Raw genomic sequence first — 21,688 nt, 5'->3', positions numbered from 1 at the left:
CGCCGCGCGCCGGCTCTTCTTTTCGCCTGATTCGGAAGGAGTCCGATCATGCTTCTCCTCGACAGCCGCAGCCGCGAGATCAACGGCATCTCGGTCTTCCCCGACCACGCCGATCCCGAGCAGTGGTACTACATGCCGCTCAACCCGCACCTGACCACGGTGCGCGACAACGCGCTGGGCCTGGACGTTCCGCAGTTCCTGCTGATCGGCTTCCGCGGCGACGCCGGCACCGGCGGCTTCCTCAACTTCGACTGCAATCTCGGTGCCAGCCAGAAGCAGATCGACGACCTGGCGCGCGAGATCGCCAACAGCGAAAACCTGCGCAACAAGCCGCGGATCGCGCCGGTGCCGCTGGAAGACGGCGCGGTCAAGCTGATGATGCTCGGCAAGGCCACCGGCGACACCGCGCCGACGCCGGGCGCGGGGCCGCAGTTCGTGCTCAAGATCGACCAGTCGGCCAAACCGGCGCTGTACGGCGCCAACCAGGCCGCGTTCTCGGTGCGCCTGGACCAGGACGGCTACACCGTGATGGAGCAGTGCCTGGGCGGCGAGATCCTGCCGGTGGCGGTGATCTATTCGCTGGACTTCCTCGGCCTGCGCCCGGCCTACAACATCAATCTGAAGATCGATTGGGACCGGGTGCAAAAGCACATGGACGAGAGCTTCTCCGGCGGCAACATCTTCTTCTCCACCGAGATCGGCAAGGCGGTGGACGAGCTGGTGGAGAGCCGGGCGATCGTGCTGGAGTCGGACACCTTCGTCGCCGAGAGCGAGGACACCAAGGGCATCATCGACCGCCGCGACGCCGCCCTGGCGCAGGTGCGCAACATGGTCACCGATGCGTTCTTCCAGCCCAGCCTGCCGCCGTGGACGCCGGAGAAGAAGTCCGATTTCGAAGCCGGCCTGGACGCGCTGGGCAAGTTCGCCTCGCGTTCGGCGGCGATGGCCGCCGGCGGGCCGATCGGCGCGCTGCTGCCGAGCTTCAGCTACAAGCGCATGGACTACAAGCGCGTCGACAAGAAGAAGCTCAACGTCAACTTCTCCGAGCGCGTCGCGGTCAAGCGTTCGATCTATCCGCAGGGCCACCTGGCGGCGCTGTTCAAGACCATCCGCGAGGGCGGCGTGCCGCGCGACCGGCTGGTCAAGCAGATCAGCCTGGACAACGATTTCTTCAAGAAGCGCCGGGTCAAGGTGATCTCGCGCGCGGACCTGGCCGCCGACGACATCGGCAGCATCAACGTGCGGGTGCGCTACGGCGACAAGGCGCAGAACGCGCTGCTCGGCGCGAGCCAGGGCGATGCCAGCTTCGAATGGCTGAGCCAGCTCGACAAGGGCCAGATGAAGCGCGACGTGCAGGTCGAGTACGAGGTCAGCTTCAAGGGCGTGGACGCGGCCGAGCGGCCGACCAAGCTCAAGTCCAAGCCGCAGAGTTTCGATGTGGAGAACATCGAGATCATTCCGCGCGACCTGTACGCGATCAACACCGTGCCGGTGCTGGCCGAGAATTTCCCGTGGGAGCGCTACAGCTCGGTCGACGTGTTCCTGCGTTATCGCGACCCGGCCAACAAGATCAACCAGAACGATCTGGTGCGCCTGACCAAGGATTCGCCGTCCGGCGCGTGGAAGATGTTCGTGATGGACGCCAGCAAGACCGGCTATGAGGTGCGCATCGTCTATCACGGCCTGAGCGGCGGCGACACCGTGCGCGACTGGGCGCCGCTGGACGAGCCGCAGGTCAGCGTGCGCAACCCGTTCCCGACCCGGCGCGTGGTGCAGGTGGTTCCGAACTTCAACTGGAACGACGTGCAGGAAGTGTTCGTCGACCTGCGCTACAGCGACAAGGCCAACAACGTCCTGGAAGAGATGCAGATGTCGTTCCAGGAGGGCGCGGCCTCGCAGGTGTTCGCGGTGGACCTGCGCAATCCCGAGGTCAAGGGCGTCTATTACAGCGTCAGCATCCTCTACAAGGACGGGCGCGACGTGGAAGAGATTCCCGAGTCGGTGACCAACAGCAATCGAATCATGCTCAAGGCCGGCATGAAGGGAAGGCGCATCGTCACCGTCAAGCCGCCTTTGGACTTCGCCAAGCGCAAGATGCGCCGGGTCAAGGTCTCGCTGCGCTTCGAGGACTTCGCCGGCGGCCTGTCGTTCGCCGAGGACTTCGACTTCGACAACGCCCAGGCCAGCGGCGAGTTCGAATACGACTATCTGGACCCGGCGCGCATGCGCTACGAGTACAAGGCCAGTTATCTGCTCGAGAACGGCACCAACAAGAGCGTGAACTGGGCGCCGAACGATACGACCGATCTGGTGTTGAAGATGCCTTGATCGGCGGCGCAGACCAAGCAACGCCACGGCCGGTCGCCGCGCCTGCTTCCCGCACGTCATCCCCGCGCAGGCGGGGATCCAGAGACTTCAGCGCTATGCCTCGATGAAGCCCTGGATTCCCGCTTTCGCGGGAATGACGAAAAGGGGAAGGGCGCTGTCGTCCGCCGCAAGATCCAAGAACAAGGAACGGCCGCGCCCCGCGCGCCCACCGCAGAGCCATCGGAGTTCGTCATGCTCAGCCTGGAAAAACCCATCACCGTCGACGGCGTCACCGTGTTCCGCGACCACGCCGACAAGAGCCAGTTCTGGTATCTGCCCGGCCCGGTCGATCTGGCCAAGCGCCAGGCCGACGGCCGCAAGGAATTCAACTTCCTCAAGTACCGCGTCGCCGACGCCTCGGCTGCGATCAAGGGCGGCGGCTTCGTCACCTTCGTCACCACCTTGCAGCTGCCCTCGTCGATGGAGTCGAAGATCCTCGGCCGCCTCAACGCCGAGCCCGGCGTGGTGCCGCCGGCGCGGCTGACCTGCGCGACGTTCGAGGAAGGCACGGTGCAGTGCATCGCGCTCAATGCGCAGGGCGGCGGCGGCACGTCCGCGCAGCCGGCCGCGCCGGGCACGTTCAACGCGGTCGAGCACATCCTCGGCGCCACGGTGCCGTCGATGGACGCGGCCAACCGCGCCGCTTTCAGCCTGACCTTGTCGGCGGAAGGCGCGACCATCCTGGAGCAGGCGCTCAGCGACGGCATGACCCCGATCGGGGTGATCTACGACTTCAAATACCTGGCGATGCGCCCGGCGCTGCGGGTCACCATCACCGCCGATTTCGAGCGCATCTACAACCACTTCAGCGCCAGCCTGGAAGGGCAGTACGCCTGGTTCAAGGCCGGCATCGACGCGGCATTCGAATCGTTGGTGCAAAACGGCGTGATCGACATCCAGGTGGAAGCCTTCACCGACGCCGAGGACCGCCGCGACCAGGAGAAGTGGGCGCTGGATTTCTTCAAGGACGATCTGCTGAGCAAGTGGTTCGAGCCGACCCTGGTGCCGGGCAAGCTGGCGACGGATCCGGCGACGGTCAACAGCGGGCAGGGCGGTTCGGGCGGAAGCTCGGGCGGCAGCAGCGGCGGATCGAACGGCGGCAGTTCGGGTGGCAGCAGCGGCGGTTCCAGTGGTGGAAGTTCAGGCGGCAGCAGCGGCGGATCGAGCGGCGGCAGCTCGGGTGGCAGCAGCGGCGGTTCCAGTGGCGGAAGTTCGGGTGGAAGCAGCGGCGGATCGAGCGGCGGCAGCTCAGGTGGAAGCAGCGGCGGTTCCAGCGGTGGTAGTTCGGGCGGCAGTAGCGGCGGTTCCAGCGGCGGCAGCTCGGGTGGCAGCAGCGGCGAGGCTTCGAGCGGCGCCAGCGCCTTCTCCGGCGGCACCGCGCGCGCCAGCACCGCCAGCAGCGCGCGCAGTGGCGCCGCCGACGCAAGCTCCGGCAGCTCGGGCGGCAGTTCCGGCGGAACCGCGGGCGGTACGTCCGGTGGCACCACGCCGCCCGCGCCGCAGATCCAGCCCGCCGCGCTGACCGTCGATTCGACCGAACCCTCGCCGCTGCCTGCGGGCCTGACCGTGACCCACACGCCGGCAGCCAGCGGTCTGTCCGAAACCATCACCGTCGGCGGCGCCGGCGCGGTGGTGAAGGTCGACGACCAAGTGGTCGCCGCCGACGCGCAGGGACGGGTCACCCTCACCGTCGATGCCGACAGCAGCAAGCGCATCGACGTCGAATGGCCGGCCAGCACGCAAGACCAGACCTTCGGCCTGTTCTTCGATTTCGACAAACCCGCCGAAGCCGGCTGGAACACCAATCCGCCGTCGGCGCAGTACCGCGCCTACGTCGACAACACCACCACCGACCCGCGCTATCGCGATGCTTCGGGCACGCTGCGCATCGAAGGCGACGGCAACTGGAGCGGCGGCGAGCGCGGCGCCGAGCGCCTGATGGCGTGGATCCGCAGCTTGCCGGCGCCGCGCAATCTGAATTTCCAGGCCTACGCCAGCCACGAACACGTCAGCGGCGCCAGCGACAGCGAACGCGAGCGCTACAACAAGCGCTTGTCGCAGCGACGCCTGGATGTCGCGCTGGCGGTGGCGCGCCGCGCCGGCGTGCCGATCACCGTGAGCACCCAGGCCGCCAACGGCGACGTGCCGGCCAGCAGCCGGCCCGGCGCGCATTCGGCGATGGGCGGCGATCCGGACAACCGCGTCGTCCACGTCACCGGCCGCGCCGCCGGCGCCACGCCGAACCGCTGGCACGGGCGCCTGCGCCGGCCGGCGTCGGTGACGCCGCCGGTGGTGCCGCCGGTCGTTCCTCCGGTCGTTCCGCCCGTGACGCCGCCGGTCACTCCGCCGGTCACGCCTCCCGTCACTCCGCCGGTGACGCCACCGGTGACGCCGCCGGTCACCCCGACCCTGCCGACGCCGCCGACCGCGGCCAGCCTCTCGCTCAAGCTCAAGTTCGTGCATCAGGAAGAACGCAAGAAACTGACCCTGCGCTACAACCGCGCCGAAGCGGTGCGCCGCACCTATGCGCCGCAGGGTTTCTTCGGCCTGATGCTCGGCGATCTGCGCGACAAGTCGAAGTACTTCAAGGAAATCGACCTGGACGATCCGTTCTTCCGCCAGTTCGCGGTCGAGGCCAGCCTGCCGATCGCGTTCGAGCCGATCGATCTCAAGTCGGTGCAACTGGCGCTGGACTACGGCGACAAGAGCAAGCCGCGCGACCACAAGCACGCCGACTTCGTGTTCGGCCCGGGCGACACCGCGGCCAAGCGCTTCGAAGTGTTCATGAGCCAGAACCGCGATATCGGCTATCAGGCCGGCTACCAGTTCCACTTCGATCCGCAGTCGGACTGGGCCGCCGACCGCAGCTCCTACAATATCCCGGCCGAGCGCACCGAAGACCGCACGCTGTTCGTCAATCCCTACGAACACGTCGAGTTCCGCCAGATCACCGCGACCCCGGGCGATATCGACTGGGACGTGGTCGAGGCCATCGACGTCAAGCTGCAGGCGCGCGGCTACGCCACGCCCGAGCCGAAGACCACGCTGACCCTGACTGCGACGTCCGGGCCGAAGACCTGGCGTTTGCGCGGGGCCAAGCCGGCGCCGGCGAATCGCGGCGTCACGTATCAGATCGTGCAGCGGCGCAAGGGCGCGGCGCAGCCCGATCCGGCCGCGCCGCCGGTCGAAGTCGACGTCCCCGAACTGTTGATCCACGACAGCTTCGAGGACGCGCTGCAACTGGAGTTCATCCCGGTGTTCGATCCGGCGTCGGTGCGGCGCGTCTACATCGACGTGAAGTACGAGGACGGTGCGTACAAGCGCAGCGAGCGCCTGGAGATGCCCGGCAGCCAGAGCGATCCGCTCAAGCTGCGCATCGCGCTGAAGAACGGCGACAAGCGCAAGTTCCGCCGCCGCTTCACCTTCGTCGGCATGCAGGGACAGTTCGACCAGCGCGCCTGGGTCGAGGACAGCGAAGAACTGATCGCGGTGCAATAAGGAGAGAACGGACATGGACGCGAACATCGCCAGGGACGGCCAATGCAGGCAGACGAGGGCCATGGACGAGCTCGGGGCGAGCGCGCCGAACGATGCGGGCCTGCCCGCGTCGGTCGCCGCGACCTTGCAGCGCCTGCACGCGGTGTTGCCGGCGCAAGCCGAGCAAGCGCAGGCGCGGCTGGCGCGCGCGCTGGCGCCGCTGGTGGCCTCGCGCTGGCCGCAGGTGGCGTGGAGTTTCAGCTCGCTGACCAACACCGGCCTGCCGGTCGAGTTCGCCTGGACCTCGCGCGAAGCCGCGGTGCGCTGGACCGCCGAGGTCGCCGAGCCCGAAGCCGACGACGCCGCGCGCCTGCAGCGCGCGGCGCAGGCCGTGGACTGGTGCGGCGATCTGCAGCCGTGGATCGATCATCAGCGCGGCGCGCGGCTGAAGTTCGGCGCCTGGGCGTCGGCGCGGCACGGCGAGGATTTCGCCGCCAAGCTCTACGCCGACCTGCCCGGGGGGCGCTTGCCGCCGCAGTGGCGCGGCCGCCATCCCGCGTTCGCTTCGCAGTTGCTGTTCTGGCGCATGTGCGGGGTCAATCCCGACGGCAGCGTCGAGTGCTACGCGCGCGCGGACGAGCTCGATCTGGCCGCGTTGCGCACGCTCGCGCGGGCGACGCTCGGCGACGAGGCGGCGCTGTTGCAACGTCTGATGCAGGTGCTGCCGGCCGACGACCTGCCGCGCCCGTCCGGCATCAGCCTGGCGCTGTCGGCGCAGGGGCAGGTGCGCGCGCTGACCTGGTTCACCTTCGCCAAGGCGATCTTCCGCGACGATGCCGAAGTCGAACGCCGCTTGCGCGGGCAAGGCGAAGGAAGCTCGGCGCAGGTTTACGCCGCGCTCGCCGCCGGCCCGGCCGACGGCCGCTGGCGCCACGGCATGATCGGCGTCGGCGCCGACATCGCCGGCAACGCCTGGGTGCAATGCGGCGTGCGGCCGACATGAGCGACGCGCCGCGTCCCTGCGCTTTCGCCGCCGCCGTCGCGGCGAAGCCGCATTTCATCCTCAGCGAAGTGTCGCTGGGCGGACAGCGGCTGCACGACCGCAACGGCTTCGTCACCGCGCTGGGCGTGCGCGCGCTGCGCCGGCGCGGGCTGCCGGTGCCGGCGGCCTTGCTCGATGCGCTGGAGCGCTGTCGTTCCGTGCGCGGCGGGTTCCGCTTCTGGCCGCAGGACGCGCGACCCGAGTGGGCGCCGGACCTGCCCGACGACGCCGACGACACCGCGATCATGCTGCTGGAACTGCTGCACGCCGGCCGCGTGGACCGCGCGCAGGCGCGCCGCGTCGCCTGCCTGAGCATCGCCCGGCGCCGCGTCGCCAGTTTTCCGTTGTTGCGTCCGCCGTGGTTGCGTCCCGGCGTGTTCGCCACCTGGAGCCGCGACGGCGTGCGCCGCGACCTGGTCGATTGCACCGCCACCGCCAACGCACTGGCATTGTTCGCGACGCTGGATCTGTCGCATCTGCCCGGCGTGCGCGAAGCCGAGCGCATGCTCGCCGACGCGCTGCGCTGGGCCGGCGACGACGCCTTGCGCGCAGCGAGCCTGTCGCCGTTCTATCCCGATCCGGTCGAGTTCGTCCTCGCGCTCGATCATGCGGCCGAGTGCGGCGCGCACAAGCTGAAGGCGTTGCATCGTCGCGCCGCGGCGACGGCGTGGGGCGGCGACGCGGAACTGCGCAGCGCGCAGCGCGATCACACGGTGTGCGGCAGTCCTTACGGCATGGCGGTGTGGCGCTCGCCGGAACTGGCGCGCCTGCGCGGATGGGCGCTGGAAACGATGCGGACCCAGCGCAACGAACCGGAGTTGGACTCGGCCGAACTCGACGAGCAACTCACCGCAATGGCCTGAGCCGCCGCAACGAAGCCCCTGTAGGAGCGGCGCAAGCCGCGACCGCGACACCGCAGGTGCGACGAAACTCACGCCCCAAGCGGCCACCCCGCAGTCGCGGCTCGCGCCGCTCCTACAGGGGCTTCGGAAACGACGAAGCCCGGCCGGAGCCGGGCTTCGAAGTCATCGCTCACGCCCGGGCCGCGAACGGCCCGGAGCGCGAAGCCCTCAGGGCTTGGGCGCGTAACGCAAGGTCAGGAACCACTCGCGTCCCGGCTGGTTGTAGTACGACACGGTCTCGTACTCGCGGTCGAACACATTGGCCACGCGCGCCTGCAGGCTCAGTGCGTCGTTGAAGGCGTACTCGGCGCGCAGGTCGAAGGTGCCGTAGCCGCCCAGGCGGGCGTTGTTGGCGACGTCGTCGTAACGCGAGCCGTAGCCCACCGCGGTGGCGCCGACGCGGAACTTGCCGAAGGCGCGGTCCAGGTCGATGCGCGCGCTGTGCTTGGCGCGGCGCGGCAGGTCGTTGCCGCGGTAGAAGCCGACCCGGTTCTCGGTGTCCAGCCAGCTCGCGCTCGCCGCCAGGGTCCAGTCGGCGAAGGTGGTGTCGATGCCGATCTCGGCGCCGCGCATGCGCGCGCGTTCGATGTTGTTGGGCAGGTTGATCGCCGAGTCGAAGGTGATCAGCTGGTCCACGCGGGTGTCGAAGCCGTCGATGCGGGCGTTGAAGTTCTCGCCGCGGTAGGCCAGGCCCAGTTCCCAGGTCTTGGACTCTTCCGGCTTGAGCTTGGCGTTGCCGAAGAACGGGTAGTACAGCTCGTTGAAGGTCGGCGCCTTGAACGCGGTGCCGTAGCCGACGGTGACGCGCCAGTTCTCGGCGAAGTTCAGGCCCCACGCGGCGCCGCCGGTGGTGTGGCCGCCGAACTGCTCGTTGTCGTCGCGGCGCACGCTGGCTTCGAAGGACTGGTTGCCGAAGCGGCCCTGGTACTGGACGAAGCCGGCCTTGTTGTCGCGCGAGCTTTCGTCGTAGGCGGTGTCGCTGCGCACTTCGTCGCGCAGCCAATCGAAGCCCGCGGTCAGCACGTGGCCTTCGGAGAGGTTGAAATCGGCCTGCAGGGTCGCGCTATCGCGATGGGTGCTGAAATACCCCATCGGCAGCGCACCGAGGAAGTTGTCCGAGCTGTCGACATTGCGCCCGCCGCTCAACTGCACGTGCACGCGCTCCGACGGACGCCAGTCGACCTTGCCGCCGATCATCTGCTGCACAGTCTCGGAGTAGTTGACGAAGCTGCCGTCGTAGTCGTTCTGGCCTTCGGCGCGCAGCGCCTGGCCTTCCACGCTCCACTGCTCGTTGATCTCGACGCCGCCGCGCAGCGACAGCGCGTGGCTTTCGTAGCCGTCGCGGTCGGGCTCGTCGGTGAAGCAGCCGGCGAACACCGGGAAGCCGGCGCCGCGGCAGGCATTGATGCCCTGGGTCTTGCGGAAGCTGTAGTCGGCGCCGAACCAGCCGCGGCCGCTGCGGCCGCCGAAGCCGGTGCCGAATTCGACGGTGCCGTTGCTGCCGCCGCCGGCGTGCACGCGCGGGGCGAAGCCCTGGCGCTCGCGGCGGGTGAACACCTGGATCACGCCACCGATGGCGTCGGCGCCGTACAGGCTCGAACGCGGGCCGCGCACGATTTCGATGCGGTCGATCAGTTCCAGCGGCAGGTCCTGCAGCGACGCCAGGCCCGAGGTCGGCGAGCCGATGCGGATGCCGTCGACCAGCACCAGCACGTGGTCGGATTCGCTGCCGCGCAGGAACAGCGTGGTCAGCTTGCCGGCGCCGCCCTGGTTGGCGATGGTGATGCCGGCGCGGCCGCGCAGCAGGTCGTTGAGGTCGCGCGCCTGGCTGCGCTCGATGTCGCTGCGGTCGAGCACGTCGACCGGAGTCAGCAGGTCGTTGACGCTGACCGCGGTGCGGTTGGCGGTGACCACGACCTGATCCAGGTCGGTGGCCTCGCCGGCGGGCGCGGCGACGGCGGCCGCCGGCAGCGCGATGGCGCCGGCGATGGCGAGGGACAGCAGCTTGAAACGACGCATAAGACACTCCTGCGCGCGCAATCCAGCGCGCACGACGAACGGCGAAGGGCGGCGGCGGGGGAGGGCGAACGCAGGCGAGCCGGCGCAAAGGCGCGGCGACCGCCGCGATGCCCTCCGCATCGCAACCTGTTGGGGGCTTCGGGGCCGGTCTCCGGACTTGCGGGCCGAACCGGCGGACCGGTTCCGGCGCGGCGCCTTCCCATGCCGGCGGCGCGAGGCCGGTGGCACAGTGGCGTTTGCCGCGCTTGTGGACGCGCTTACCGTTGCGGGGGCAGTGCCGGACTGGCCGCGGCGGGATCGTCGATCCGCGCCGTCGGGCGTCACCGGCTTCCCGTTTCAACCCGGCGGTCTGGCCGCGGGGTCACCTCGAAGCGGGGCGCAGTGTACGCGAAGTGGGGACGGGCTGCCTGAGGGCGGCCATCGCTCCAACCCTTCTGCCGCCAGCGGGCGAAGGGCTCAGGAATGTCGTTGGTCATCGGCGGACGCGAACTCGTCCGCGATCGGTTTCCTTCTCCCGCGTGCGGGAGAAGGTGGCCCGAAGGGCCGGATGAGGGCCGTCGGCAGGCCGCTCAGTCGCGCCCGTCGTCCTCGCCGCGCTCGCCCTGGCGAGCGTCGTCGCTCTGGTGATCGCGCTCGCCGCCTTCATCGCCATCGTGCGGCGCATCGCGCCCACCGTCGAAGCCGCCGAAGCCTTCCTCGTGGCGCTCTTCCTGATGCACCGTGGTATGCACCGGCGCCGCCGCCGGCTTGTTGCGCGGCGCCGGCAGCAGCGCGGTGGCCGCTTCGGCGGCCAGGATCAGCTCCTGGCGGCGCTCGTCGGGGATCTCCTGCCAGTGGCAGTCCAGCAGCGCGCCTTCGATCGCGTAGAGCAGGTTCAAGGTCGGCTTGAAGCCGGCGCGCTTGACCCGCATGAACGCCTCGACCGTGCCGATCGCGGCGATGTCCGCGTGCGAGCGCAGCCCCACCTGGCGCAGCCATGCCGCGCTTTTGGGGCCGATGTTGCGCAGTTTCGCTCCGCTCATGCCAACGACTCCACATAGACCTGTGCCAGGGCTTCCAGGCCGGCCTGGTCCTCGGCGTCGAAACGCGCCGGAACCGGGCTGTCCAGGTCGAACACGCCGATCAACTCGTCGCCGCGGGTCAGCGGCACCACCACTTCCGAACGCGACGCCGCATCGCAGGCGATGTGGCCCGGGAAGTCGTGCACGTCGGCCACGCGCTGGGTGCTGCGGCTGGACGCGGCCGCGCCGCACACGCCCTTGTCGAGCGGAATGCGCACGCAGGCAGGCAGGCCCTGGAACGGGCCGACCACCAATTCGGTGCCGTCGAAGAAATAGAATCCGACCCAATTGAGCTGCGGCAGGGCCTGGTTGACCAGCGCCGACAGGTTGGCGGCGTTGGCGATGCGGTCGCGCTCGCCGTCCAGCAAGGCGCGCGCCTGCTCGACCAATTGGGCGTATTGCTCGGACTTTCCGCCCGAAAGTGTGGAGGCAGTAAACATCTTCGGAGTGTAACAGCGGCACCCGCCGCGACTACCATGCCCACTGGGCCGCGCCGGGAAAGCGCGAGATCAGTCACAGGCGCCGGTCCCCGTTTCGACCCGCGCCGCGTCCGCGCCGGCGTCCCGCCGTGCGCCGCCGCGGTCGCTCCAGCCGCGAGAATCCGCATGAATCCAGCGCGCCGGCTCCCCGGCCTGTTCGTCACCGGCACCGACACCGGCATCGGCAAGTCCGTCGCCAGCGCGGCCCTGCTGCACGCTTTGCGCGTCGGCGGCGCGCGCGCGGTCGGCATGAAACCGGTCGCCAGCGGCTGCGAGCCCGGCCCGGACGGCTGGCGCAACGAGGATGCGCTGCTGCTGCAGGCGGCCAGCCAGCCGCGGCCGCGCTACGAGGACGTCAACCCCTACGCGCTGCCGCAACCGCTGGCGCCGGAAATCGCCGCCGCCGAGGCCGGCGTGGAGATCGCGCTCGAACCGATCCTGGCCGCGCACGCGCGCCTGGCCGCGCAAGCCGACACGGTGGTGGTCGAAGGCGTCGGCGGCTGGGCCGCGCCGGTCAGCGCGCGGCTCGACCAGATCGACCTGGTGCGCGCGCTGAAACTGCCGGTGGTGCTGGTGGTCGGCCTGCGTCTGGGTGCGATCAACCATGCCCGCCTCAGCGCGCGCGCGATCCAGGCCGACGGCGCCGAGCTGATCGGCTGGATCGCCAACGGCATCGACCCGCACATGGCGCGCGCCGACGAGAACTTCGAGATCCTGCGCACGCGCCTGCCGGTGCCGTGCTGGGGCCGGCTGCCGCATGCGGCGCAGCCGGATCCGGCGGTGCTAGCGGCGGCGTTGCGGCCGCAGTACTGAAGCTGCGATTCCGACGGTAGGAGCGGCGCGAGCCGCGACCGTGGAGTGGCCGTTCGCATCGTCGCTTGCGCCGTAGTTGGGTTGTCGCGGTCGCGGCTTGCGCCGCTCCTACAAGAGGCGGCCGAAGCGCGCGATCTACCTGTAGGAGCGGCGCGAGCCGCGACCGCGCAACATCAGATCGCGACGAAACCCCGATCCCCGCGGCCGGCGATTCGAAGACAGATAGCGTCCGCCGCGATCGCGCCGCCGCCGTAAATTGCCCATCCCCAAGGCCCCGACCGCAGCGCCCCAAACCGCAGGCACGAAAAAACCCGACAGCTCGCGCTGCCGGGTTTTTTCATCGGATCGGGCCGCCGGGAGAGAGTCGGCGGCCGCGATGCCTTACTTGGCGGCCGGAGCGGCGGCCTTGGCCGCAGCCTTGGTGGCCTTCTCGACGTTGGCCTGGGTGGCCTTGGCGGCGGTCTCGACCTGCGACTTGGCCAGCTCGGCGATGGCTTCGTTGGTCTTCAGGGTGCGGCCGAAGGCTTCCTGGCCGGTGCTGACGGCGCGCTCGACGTTCTCGCGGGCGATCTGCACGCCCTTCGGGAACAGGGTCTTGAGGGCGTCGAAGTCGCGGGCCTCGGCGGCTTCGCCGAAGAACGCGAAGGTGGCGTTGACGCGGTCTTCGATCGCGGCGATCTGCAGGCCGAACACGGCCTCGGCGTTGTCGAGGGCCAGGCGGTTGACCTGAGCGGCCGTGTCCGCGAACTGGCGCGTGGCGGCGGCGAACTGTTCGTTGAACTGCTGGTACATGGCTGAGCTCCTTAGGGTCGTCCAGCCGATGGGCGACTGGATTGTGCGTTGCAGCATAAGTCGCTATTTGTTGCGGCGCAACATGATGCCGACGAGCGGTGCTGAACCGTTCAGAAAGCCTGCGGGGTCAGTCAGTTACGGGGTTGAAAGCTGAATAGGCAAAGCGCCGCGGCCGGCCAAGGCGAGGCCGCGCGAAGGCTCATTACGCGAAACTGCGGGACGAGGATGTCGGAACCGTGGCGCGCGCATGACCCGCCACGGAATCGCGGCCTAAGGCCGATCCCGTCGCAGGCGCCGGCGCGAGGCGCCGGCCCGGGCTTACTCGCCGCGGTAGCGGCTGCCGGCGGTGCAGGTCTCGTGCACCACGATCTCGCTCAGCAGCGGCAGCGCCGGCTTGAGCTGCTCCCAGATCCACACCGCCAGCCGCTCGCTGGTCGGGTTGTCCAGGCCCTCGATGTCGTTGAGGTAGTGGTGGTCGAGCCGGTCGTAGATCGGCTGGAACGCCTTCTTGACGTCGGCGTAGTCCATCAGCCAGCCGCTGTGCTCGCCGATATCGCCGCGCAGATGCACCTCGACCCGGAACGAATGCCCGTGCAGGCGCGCGCACTTATGGCCTTCCGGCACGTTCGGCAGCCGGTGCGCGGCTTCCAGGGTGAAGACCTTGAAGATGTCGATGGCGGGCATGGCGGCGATGCGGAAGCGGTGCCGGCGGGCGCCGGCGCGTGGAAGACGATGATCGCGCAGTGCGGGCGCCGGCGCGAACGCGGGCGGTGCGACAGCGGAGCGCGGATACGAAAAAGCCCGCTGCGCTGGCGGGCCTGGACGGTGTTGCGGCGCGTTTTCTTATGGTGGCTATGGGTGGACTCGAACCACCGACCCCAGCATTATGAGTGCTGTGCTCTAACCGGCTGAGCTACATAGCCACGGTGAGCCGCGCATTCTTCATGCCCGGGGCGGGCTTGTCAATCCTTCCGCCGCGTTTTGCCCGGCTTGTCCTCTGGCCGACCCCGTGGCAGAGTCGGAGACAGTGAAATTCGGAGTCCGCATCGTGATCGATCCGGACGGCTACAGACCCAATGTCGGCATCGTATTGATGCACCCGGACGGCCGCCTGTTCTGGGCGCGCAGGGTGCATCGCGACGGCTGGCAGTTCCCGCAGGGCGGGATGAACTCCGACGAGACGCCGCTCGAGGCCATGTACCGCGAGCTGCGCGAGGAGACCGGCCTGCACCCCCATCACGTCGAAGTCCTCGGCGCCACACCCGGCTGGCTGCGTTATCGCCTGCCGCAGCGGGCAGTGCGGCGCAACGACCGGCTGGTCTGCATCGGCCAGAAACAGGTCTGGTTCCTGCTGCGGCTGACCGGCGAGGAGTCGGACCTGCGCCTGGACGCCACCGATAAGCCCGAGTTCGACCATTGGCGCTGGGTCGATTTCTGGTACCCGCTAGAACACGTGGTGATGTTCAAGCGCGGCGTCTATTCCAGCGCGCTGCGCCACTTGGCCCCGTTCGCCCGCCACGTCGCCGGCGCCCAGGCGGTGCCGCTGCCGTGCCCGGTGCCCGATCCGCGCCGCGAGGCCGGCCTGGGCGGCCGCCAGCACCAGCGGCCGCGGGCGCGCCCGGGCGGCCAGTCGGCCTGCGGCGGCTCCGAACCCGGCGCCTGAGCCGGCCCCGGCGGCGCCGGTCCGGGCCCGGCTGAGGCCGGGCGGCGATCGCGGTAACGGATTCGGCTTCCATTAATTGACAATCATTCTCATCCGTGGCGGAATGGTCCCGCAGCCAGCCGGCTGCCAACCGAAGACCAGCGCCGTGTACGTCTGCATCTGCAACGGAGTCACCGACCGCGATATCCGCCAGGCCGCCGAAGCCGGCTGCCGCAGCGTTTCGGAGCTGACCATGCGCACCGGCGCCGGCGCCAATTGCGGCAGTTGCCTGGACCTGGCCGGCTCGCTGCTCGAGCAGGCCCGCAACGTGCGCGATCTGCCGCTGTCGGTGTTGCAGCAAGCCGCCTGACCGGCCGCTCCGCGGCCCGCGACCTTCACGGCTCGCAACCTTCCAAGAACGGCCGCCTCGCGCGGCCGTTTTCGCGTCCGCCGCAGCCATCCGAACCGCGCCTTTTGCGAGCGATTCGCGCTTCCCGTTGCGCACGATTCGCGTTTCGTCATGGCCTGAGCGAAAGGGCTAAAGTGCCGCCCATCGCAACGCAGGAGCCGGCCATGAAGGGCGACGCCAAAGTCATCGAATTCCTCAACAAAGCGCTCTTCAATGAGCTGACCGCGATCAACCAGTACTTCCTGCACGCCAAGATGCTGAAGAACTGGGGCCTGAAAGAGCTGGCCGATCACGAGTACCACGAGTCCATCGACGAGATGAAGCACGCCGACAAGCTGTCGGACCGCATTCTCTTCCTCGATGGCCTGCCGAACTTCCAGGCGCTGGGCAAGCTGCGCATCGGCGAGAACCCGCGCGAACTGCTCGAGTGCGATCTGGCGCTGGAGCTGGAGGCGATCCCGCTGCTGCGCGATGCGATCAAGCATTGCGAAAGCGTCGGCGACTACGTCAGCCGCAAGCTCTTCGCCGACATCCTGGATTCGGAAGAAGAACACGTCGATTGGATCGAAACCCAGCTGGCGCTGATCAACCGCCTGGGCGAGCAGAACTACCTGCTGACCAAGATCGAAGACGAGTAAGGCGCGGGAGCCTCGCGCTCCCTCGCCGCGGTGCGATCCACAAGCCAGCCGACGCCAGCCAGACGGATCGAGCCACCGCAGCCGCGCAAGCGGCGACTTTCTCCAGCCAGCCACGGCGATGCGCATCGCCGGCCAGCCAGACGAAACCCAAGCCGCCGGCCCTGTGCCGGCGGCTTTTTTATTGTCCGTTCGCAGTGCAGCCGCGGTTGCTCGCTGTAGGAGCGGCGCGAGCCGCGACCGCGAAAACTCAACTACACCGAAAGTCCGGCGCGAGCGGAGAGTTCGCGGTCGCGACTCGCGTCGCTCCTACAGGGGCTTCGGCGACGACGCGGGGGCATGAAAAAGCCGCTGGCGCTGGCCGGCGGCTTCGCTCGCCGCGTGGCTGCGGCTGCTCGTTGTAGGAGCGGCGCGAGCCGCGACCGCGAAAACTCAACTACGCCGAAAGTCCGGCGCGAACAGAAAGCCCGCGGTCGCGACTCGCGTCGCTCCTACAGGGGCTCCGGCTGCGACGCGCATGCGTGAAAAAGCCGCCGGCGCGGGCCGGCGGCTTGTTGGACATCGATCGTCTTCGCGCTTCAGCCCGCCTGCAGCGGCTTGGCCTCGCGCTTGCGCCGTCGGAACAGCAGCCGCCACAGCCACCACAGCATCAGCGCCAGGACCACGGTGATCGTCGCCACGATGCCCAGGCTCAGCCACGGGTGGGCGAAGGCCAGCGCCAGTACGCCGAGCACGGCGGCGTCTTCGGTCACCGAGGCGGTCCAGTTGCTGACCGGTTCGGGCGAGGTGTTGAGCAGGGCGCGCGAGCCGGACTTGAGCAGGTGGCTGGTCAGGGCCACGCCGGCGCCGGCGGCGAGCGCGCCGGCGCCGAGCTGGCCGTCGGGCGACATCGTCGCCGCGGCCAGGAACGCGCCCACCGGCACCCGCAGCAGGGTGTGCAGCAAGTCCCAGCCCGAATCCACGCCGGGGATCTTGTCGGCGAAGAACTCGCCGACCGTGAGCAGGCCGCAGACCCCCAGCACCCACGGCGACTGGGTCGCCTGCAGCGCCGGCGGCAGGTCCAGCCAGCCGAGCATGCCGGCCAGCCCGACCCCGAACACGGTCAGGTAGACCCGCACGCCCGACAGCCAGGCCAGAACTACGCCAACTGCGAACAGGTGCGCTTCGGACATCGCGGCGTTCCCGTTAAGATTGAAGGTTGAGTATAGGTAAAGCGGCGGCTTCGGGCCGTCGAGGTCCCCGTATGAGCAAAACGCCGCCGCCGCGCTTCGTCATCGTCCAGCAGCAGCCGGACAAGCGACCTTATATCTGGTCGGCGGTGGGCGTGGCGTGGGTGGCGTCGCTGGCGCTGGCCTGGTGGTGGTCGCAGTCGCTGGCCGCGCCGCAGCTGCCCAAGCTCAAGTCCGAGCTCGAGCAGACCCAGCGCGAGCTGCGCCAGCGCCAGGGCGAGCTGGACAAGCTGGCCCAGCGCGAAGCCAACCTGCAGCGCTCCGACCAGATCAGCCGGGCCGCCAACAAGCAGGTGCAAAGCTCGTTGGCCCAGCGCGAGGAGGAAATCTCCGACCTGCGCGCCGACGTGGCCTTTTACGAACGCCTGGTCGGCGCCACCGCGCCGGCCAAGGGGCTGAACGTGCACTCGGTGGAGTTCCACCCCGAGGCCGGCGGCACCTGGCGGTACCAGATCGTCCTGACCCAGAACCTGAACCGCGGTGCGGTGAGCAGCGGGGGGCTGCAGTTCCAGGTCGAGGGGGTGCGTGGCGGCAAGCTCGCCAGCATCGGTTGGGACGAGTTGCACCAAAAGTCCAAGGCGCCCGCCCAGGACTACTCCTTCCGCTACTTCCAGACCCTCGACGGCAGCGTGATGCTGCCGGCCGGGTTCACCGCGCAACGCATCCGCGTTTCCTTGCGCGGAGAGAACGCCTCGATCGAGCAGCGCTTCGCCTGGAAGAGCGGCGTCACCGTAACGACTGGGGAAACCTGAAAGATGTTCAAGACCAACAGCAAACCGGCCCCGCTGCGCGAAGGCCAGGTCGACACCATGATCGGCTCGCAGGTGGTGATCCGCGGCGATCTGCAATTCAGCGGCGGCCTCTACATCGAGGGCCGGATCATCGGCAAGCTGATCGCCGCCGACGGCCAGCCGGCCAGCCTGACCCTGGCCGAGAACGGCAGCATCGAGGGCGAGGTGCGCGCGCCGGTGGTGGTCATCAACGGCACCCTGCACGGCGACGTCTATGCCAGTGAGCGGGTCGAACTTGCTTCCAAGGCGCGGGTCGAGGGCAACGTCCACTACAAGGTGGTCGAGATGACCGCCGGCTCGCAGCTGACCGGCCGCCTGATCCACGCCGACGCCCAGCACGCCGACGCCACGGCCGCGTTGCCGCCGCCTGAAGCTGCGATTACCGCCGCCGCCCTGGTGGATTGAGCCCGGCCGCCGCCGCCCTCACGCTGGGGCGGATGAGCGAGGAAACCCGTCAATCCCGTCCCGCGCCCGCCGCCTCCGCGGCGGGCGCCGCGCACCCGTCGCACCGCTGGCGCCTGCCGGCGATGGCGCTGCTGGCCGCGGCCCTGGGCTTCGGCGCCTGGGGGCTGTGGCGGTCGTTCAACGGCCAGGACGCGCCGCCGCCGGCCCCGGCCAGCGCCGCCGCCCCGACCCCACGCCAGATGCAGGCCGAACTGGAGCAACTGCGCCAGCGCGTGGCCACCCTGGGCCGCTCCGACGCGATCAGCCGCCAGGCCAACCGCGACCTGCAAAGCGCGCTGGCCGAGCGCGACGAGGAGATTTCCGGCCTGCGCGCCGATGTGGCCTTCTACGAGCGCCTGGTCGGCGCCACCGGCCAACGCCGCGGCTTGACCGTGCACACGCTGAAGATGCAGCCGCAGGACGGCGCGCCGTCGGCCTGGCACTTCACCACCACCCTGACCCAGAACCTCAACCGCGGCGCGGTCAGCGCCGGCCGGCTCAGCCTGGCCCTGGAAGGCACCCGCAACGGCAAGCTCGAGAAACTGGCCTGGACCGACCTGCGCCAGCAGGCCGACGCGCCGGGCGTGGGGTATTCGTTCAAGTACTTCCAACAGGTCGAGGGCGACGTGTTCGTGCCCGCCGGGCTGACCCCGGTGCGGGTGACGGTGCGGCTGACCCCGCAATCGGGCGCCGCGGTCGAGCAATCCTTCACCTGGGCCGACGCCACCCGCGACGCGGTGGCCGCCCCGGCCTCCGCCGAGGCTGCCCGCCCCGCCGGCGGCTGATCCCGCCCGGCCCTCGGGAGCCGGCGCCCGCGCCGCCCCGGCGTTTTGCCGATCCCATCGCGCCGAACCGCGGCCCGCAGTGTTTGTCTGGCGCGCTTGAATGCGCGTCGCGCGGCCTTATCCTTAACGTATGGAAATCGCCACGCTCAACTCCGCACCGGGCTACCAGTCGCTGGAACGCCCGCTGCAGTTCACCTCCTCGGCCGCGCGCAAGGTGCGCGAGCTGATCGTCGAGGAAGGCAACGACGCGCTCAAGCTGCGCGTCTACATCCAGGGCGGCGGCTGCTCGGGCTTCCAGTACGGTTTCGAATTCGACGAGCAGCAGGGCGAAGACGATCTGGCGGTGCAGACCGACGGCGTCACCCTGCTGGTCGATCCGCTGAGCCTGCAGTACCTGATGGGCGCGGAAGTCGACTACACCGAAAGCCTGCACGGCGCGCAGTTCGTGATCCGCAATCCGAACGCGAAGACCACCTGCGGCTGCGGTTCTTCGTTCGGCGTTTGAACGCTGCGCGTGTGAGCACCGCCGAAGCCGCCCTGACCCAGGCCGCGCGCCCCTTCGCCTTCGTCGAAGCCGACGCGGCCTGGCGCGCCGCGCTGGACCGCGCCGATCATCTGCGCGACCAACCCGACACCTTGACCGAACTGTGGCCGCAGGCGCGGGTGATCGTGCTCGACGCCTCCGGCCAGGCGCTGGCCGACGACGACGGCGCGTTGCGCGCGCCGCTCGGCCGCGAACTCAGCGAAGGCCCCGGCGGCCCGGGCGCGGCGATCTTCCTCGGCCTGGACGGCGAGGGCGGCGCCTGGTTCGGCATCGACGCCGAACTGGTCGCCTTCGACGCGCCGCGCCGGGTCGACCTGCGCGCCGCCGCCGCGCACTGGTCGCTGCTGCACGCCAGCGTGTTCGCCCAGGCCCGCGCGCTGCAGTTCTGGCGCAGCCGCAATCGTTATTGCGGCGCGTGCGGCGGCACGGTCGGGTTCGAACGCGCCGGCTGGGCCGGGCGTTGCGGCCAATGCGGCACCGAACACTATCCGCGCACCGATCCTGCGGTGATCGTCGCGGTCAGCGACGGCGAACGCCTGTTGCTGGGGCGCCAGGCCGGCTGGCCGCCGCGCCGGTTCTCGGTGATCGCCGGCTTCGTCGAACCGGGCGAATCGCTGGAGCAGACCGTCGCGCGCGAAGTGCTGGAGGAAACCGGCGTGCGCGTGCGCAGCTGCCGTTACCTGGGTTCGCAGCCGTGGCCGTTCCCGGGCGCGCTGATGCTCGGCTTCGCCGCCGAAGCCGATGCCGACGAGCCGCAAAGCAGCGCCGAACTCGAGCAGGTGCGTTGGTTCACCCTCGAGGAAGTGCGCGCCGCCGCCGCGCGCGGCGAAGGCGGCGCGGACGACGGCGAGGGTTTCCTGCTGTCGCCCAGCATTTCGATTTCGCGCTGGCTGATCGAGCAATGGCGCATGGCCGTCGAGCAACGCGCGCGGCGTTGACCGAAGTGATGGGGCGCGGCTTCGCAGCGCAAAGCATCGGGCCTGAACGCCCTCCCACAAAAACAGGTTGCGGCTTCTCCCTCCGAGCCGATCGCAGCGTGCTGTTGTGGGAGGGCCTTCAGGCCCGACGCTTTTGTGCCCGCCGCAGCGCTCTTGCGCAGCGCGACCGCGCCTGCACGCGGTCGCGCTAGAATCCGGGCCAGATTCGCCACGCCAGGAGCGTCGCCCCGATGTCCGTCACCTTGATCGCCGCCGTCGTCGCTCTGGTGCTCGGCCATCTCGCCCAATCCCTGGCCGCCGGCGTGCGCCATTTCGGTTGGTACGACGATTGGCTGCGCTGGATCGACAGCCGCTTTCCCGAAGGCAGCTTCTGGCGCAGCCGCTGGGGCATCGTGGTGGCGGTGGTGCCGCCGCTGCTGGCGGTGAGCCTGTTCCAACTGGCCCTGGCCGAACCGCTGATGGGCCTGGGCGGGCTGGTGTTCGCGGTGTTCATCCTGTTCTACGCCTGGGGCCCGCGCGATCTGGACCTGGACGTGGAAGCGCTGGCCTCCGCGTCCGACGCCGGCACCCGCCGCGAGGCCGCCGCGCGGCTGTGGCCGGACGGCGCCACGCCCGCGCTCGATGGCGGGTCGCTGGTCGAGGCGGTGTTCCGCAGCGCGCTGCGGCGCTGGTTCGGGGTGTTGTTCTGGTTCCTGCTGCTCGGCCCGGTCGGCGCGCTCGGCTATCGGCTGGTGGCCCTGGCGGCCGAAGGCGAAGCGTCGCGGCGGCTGTCGGGCGAGACCCTGGCCGGCGCGCGCACCCTGCTGGCGCTGCTGGACTGGCCGGTGGCGCAGTTGCTGACCCTGGCGATGGCCTTGGTCGGCAATTTCGACACCGTGCTCGGCGCTTGGCGCGAAGCCGGCGGCGCCCGCTTCAACCTCGACAATCGCTTCCTCGGTGCGGTCGCGCGCGCCAGCGTGAAGTGCGAGCTGGCCGAAGAGGCCGCCGACTACGTCAACGAATCCGGCCTGCCGGGCCAGAGCGTGGCGGTGGTCGCCGGCGAGGTGCCCGAACTGCGCGACGCGATGAGCCTGGTCTGGCGCAGCCTGCTGGTGTGGCTGGCGGTGCTGGCGCTGTTCGTGATCGCCGGCTTCGTGGCCTGAGCTGTGGCCTGAACCGCCGCGGCCCGATCCGGCCGCGCCGCCGGTCCGGCGATTTCCCCCGTCCGTCCGCCGCTACCGCGCGTTGACCGCGGTTTCGACGCATTTCGCGCGCTTTCCGCACGCTAGCGCACGGACGCGGGTAGGGGGGCGCGCGCCGGACTGCGTTTGAACGTCCAG

The 21,688-nt window shown here is 69.6% G+C and carries 20 protein-coding genes, 1 tRNA gene and 1 riboswitch; of the genes, 14 read left to right on the top strand and 7 right to left on the bottom strand.

Annotated features, from left to right (window positions below; translation table 11 throughout):
• The first annotated feature begins 48 nt into the window (after positions 1-48).
• The 4 genes from BLU84_RS24490 to BLU84_RS24475 all read left to right on the top strand — a co-directional run bounded on the left by BLU84_RS24490 (position 49) and on the right by BLU84_RS24475 (position 7,749).
• Complete coding sequence (locus BLU84_RS24490) at positions 49-2,328, top strand: hypothetical protein (protein WP_074873459.1); 2,280 nt, start codon at positions 49-51, stop codon at positions 2,326-2,328.
• 231 nt (positions 2,329-2,559) lie between these two features.
• On the top strand, positions 2,560-5,865 hold the full coding sequence (locus BLU84_RS27625; protein WP_074873457.1) for a hypothetical protein: 3,306 nt from the start codon (positions 2,560-2,562) through the stop codon (positions 5,863-5,865).
• Between the two features lie 13 nt (positions 5,866-5,878).
• Entirely contained in the window at positions 5,879-6,847 is a 969-nt protein-coding gene (locus BLU84_RS24480; RefSeq protein ID WP_139175232.1) for a hypothetical protein, read from the top strand.
• Positions 6,844-7,749, top strand: coding sequence for a hypothetical protein (locus BLU84_RS24475; RefSeq protein ID WP_139175231.1), 906 nt, complete (start codon positions 6,844-6,846; stop codon positions 7,747-7,749). The genes BLU84_RS24480 and BLU84_RS24475 overlap by 4 nt, the downstream gene beginning before the upstream one ends.
• 207 nt (positions 7,750-7,956) lie before the next feature.
• On the opposite strand, the gene btuB is transcribed toward BLU84_RS24475, so the two are convergent.
• The 3 genes from btuB to BLU84_RS24460 all read right to left on the bottom strand — a co-directional run bounded on the left by btuB (position 7,957) and on the right by BLU84_RS24460 (position 11,308).
• Positions 7,957-9,807, bottom strand: coding sequence for a TonB-dependent vitamin B12 receptor (gene btuB, locus BLU84_RS24470; RefSeq protein WP_074873451.1), 1,851 nt, complete (start codon positions 9,805-9,807; stop codon positions 7,957-7,959).
• Positions 9,808-9,944: 137 nt separating this feature from the next.
• Positions 9,945-10,178, bottom strand: a riboswitch (cobalamin riboswitch).
• A gap of 198 nt (positions 10,179-10,376) precedes the next feature.
• The gene (locus BLU84_RS24465) at positions 10,377-10,829 is read right to left on the bottom strand and encodes a TfoX/Sxy family protein (protein ID WP_074873449.1); all 453 of its coding nucleotides are present in this window, start codon (positions 10,827-10,829) and stop codon (positions 10,377-10,379) included.
• Complete coding sequence (locus BLU84_RS24460) at positions 10,826-11,308, bottom strand: GAF domain-containing protein (protein ID WP_074873447.1); 483 nt, start codon at positions 11,306-11,308, stop codon at positions 10,826-10,828. Before BLU84_RS24460 ends, BLU84_RS24465 begins: the two co-directional genes overlap by 4 nt.
• A gap of 165 nt (positions 11,309-11,473) precedes the next feature.
• On the opposite strand from BLU84_RS24460, the gene bioD reads away from it, so the two are divergent.
• Positions 11,474-12,160, top strand: a complete 687-nt coding sequence (gene bioD, locus BLU84_RS24455; protein ID WP_074873445.1) for a dethiobiotin synthase — start codon at positions 11,474-11,476, stop codon at positions 12,158-12,160.
• A gap of 381 nt (positions 12,161-12,541) precedes the next feature.
• Here bioD and BLU84_RS24450 read toward each other — a convergent pair whose 3' ends face one another.
• The 3 genes from BLU84_RS24450 to BLU84_RS24440 all read right to left on the bottom strand — a co-directional run bounded on the left by BLU84_RS24450 (position 12,542) and on the right by BLU84_RS24440 (position 13,875).
• A complete protein-coding gene (locus tag BLU84_RS24450; protein ID WP_074873443.1) occupies positions 12,542-12,952 on the bottom strand; it encodes a phasin family protein in 411 nt (136 codons plus the stop codon).
• Positions 12,953-13,270: 318 nt separating this feature from the next.
• On the bottom strand, positions 13,271-13,627 hold the full coding sequence (queD, locus tag BLU84_RS24445; protein WP_074873495.1) for a 6-carboxytetrahydropterin synthase QueD: 357 nt from the start codon (positions 13,625-13,627) through the stop codon (positions 13,271-13,273).
• 171 nt (positions 13,628-13,798) lie between these two features.
• A tRNA-Met gene (locus BLU84_RS24440) sits at positions 13,799-13,875 on the bottom strand.
• A gap of 125 nt (positions 13,876-14,000) precedes the next feature.
• Between BLU84_RS24440 and BLU84_RS24435 the strand changes: the two genes are divergently transcribed.
• From BLU84_RS24435 to bfr, 3 genes are all read left to right on the top strand, one after another.
• Positions 14,001-14,615 carry an RNA pyrophosphohydrolase gene (locus BLU84_RS24435; protein WP_074873441.1) on the top strand — a complete coding sequence of 205 codons (615 nt, stop codon included), beginning with the start codon at positions 14,001-14,003 and terminating at the stop codon, positions 14,613-14,615.
• Positions 14,616-14,760: 145 nt separating this feature from the next.
• Positions 14,761-14,964, top strand: coding sequence for a (2Fe-2S)-binding protein (locus BLU84_RS24430; protein WP_074873493.1), 204 nt, complete (start codon positions 14,761-14,763; stop codon positions 14,962-14,964).
• Positions 14,965-15,167: 203 nt separating this feature from the next.
• The gene (gene bfr, locus BLU84_RS24425; protein WP_074873439.1) at positions 15,168-15,641 is read left to right on the top strand and encodes a bacterioferritin; all 474 of its coding nucleotides are present in this window, start codon (positions 15,168-15,170) and stop codon (positions 15,639-15,641) included.
• A gap of 575 nt (positions 15,642-16,216) precedes the next feature.
• Here bfr and BLU84_RS24420 read toward each other — a convergent pair.
• Positions 16,217-16,810, bottom strand: a complete 594-nt coding sequence (locus BLU84_RS24420; RefSeq protein ID WP_074873437.1) for a DUF4126 domain-containing protein — start codon at positions 16,808-16,810, stop codon at positions 16,217-16,219.
• Between the two features lie 71 nt (positions 16,811-16,881).
• On the opposite strand from BLU84_RS24420, the gene BLU84_RS24415 reads away from it, so the two are divergent.
• The 6 genes from BLU84_RS24415 to BLU84_RS24390 all read left to right on the top strand — a co-directional run bounded on the left by BLU84_RS24415 (position 16,882) and on the right by BLU84_RS24390 (position 21,511).
• Positions 16,882-17,619: a DUF6776 family protein gene (locus BLU84_RS24415; protein WP_074873435.1), complete on the top strand. Its 738-nt coding sequence runs from the start codon at positions 16,882-16,884 to the stop codon at positions 17,617-17,619.
• Between the two features lie 3 nt (positions 17,620-17,622).
• Positions 17,623-18,063 carry a bactofilin family protein gene (locus BLU84_RS24410; RefSeq protein ID WP_074873433.1) on the top strand — a complete coding sequence of 147 codons (441 nt, stop codon included), beginning with the start codon at positions 17,623-17,625 and terminating at the stop codon, positions 18,061-18,063.
• Between the two features lie 32 nt (positions 18,064-18,095).
• The gene (locus tag BLU84_RS24405) at positions 18,096-18,887 is read left to right on the top strand and encodes a DUF6776 family protein (protein WP_083383084.1); all 792 of its coding nucleotides are present in this window, start codon (positions 18,096-18,098) and stop codon (positions 18,885-18,887) included.
• Between the two features lie 130 nt (positions 18,888-19,017).
• Positions 19,018-19,392 carry an iron-sulfur cluster insertion protein ErpA gene (erpA, locus tag BLU84_RS24400; protein ID WP_096380720.1) on the top strand — a complete coding sequence of 125 codons (375 nt, stop codon included), beginning with the start codon at positions 19,018-19,020 and terminating at the stop codon, positions 19,390-19,392.
• Between the two features lie 32 nt (positions 19,393-19,424).
• Positions 19,425-20,369, top strand: a complete 945-nt coding sequence (nudC, locus tag BLU84_RS24395; RefSeq protein ID WP_139175234.1) for an NAD(+) diphosphatase — start codon at positions 19,425-19,427, stop codon at positions 20,367-20,369.
• A 230-nt stretch (positions 20,370-20,599) separates the two neighbouring features.
• Complete coding sequence (locus BLU84_RS24390; protein WP_074873430.1) at positions 20,600-21,511, top strand: hypothetical protein; 912 nt, start codon at positions 20,600-20,602, stop codon at positions 21,509-21,511.
• Positions 21,512-21,688: the final 177 nt, after the last annotated feature.

The sequence above is a fragment of the Lysobacter enzymogenes genome, assembly GCF_900106525.1.
In the GTDB taxonomy this organism is placed as follows: Bacteria; Pseudomonadota; Gammaproteobacteria; order Xanthomonadales; family Xanthomonadaceae; genus Lysobacter; species Lysobacter enzymogenes.
This window is presented reverse-complemented; position numbering and strand designations above follow the sequence as displayed.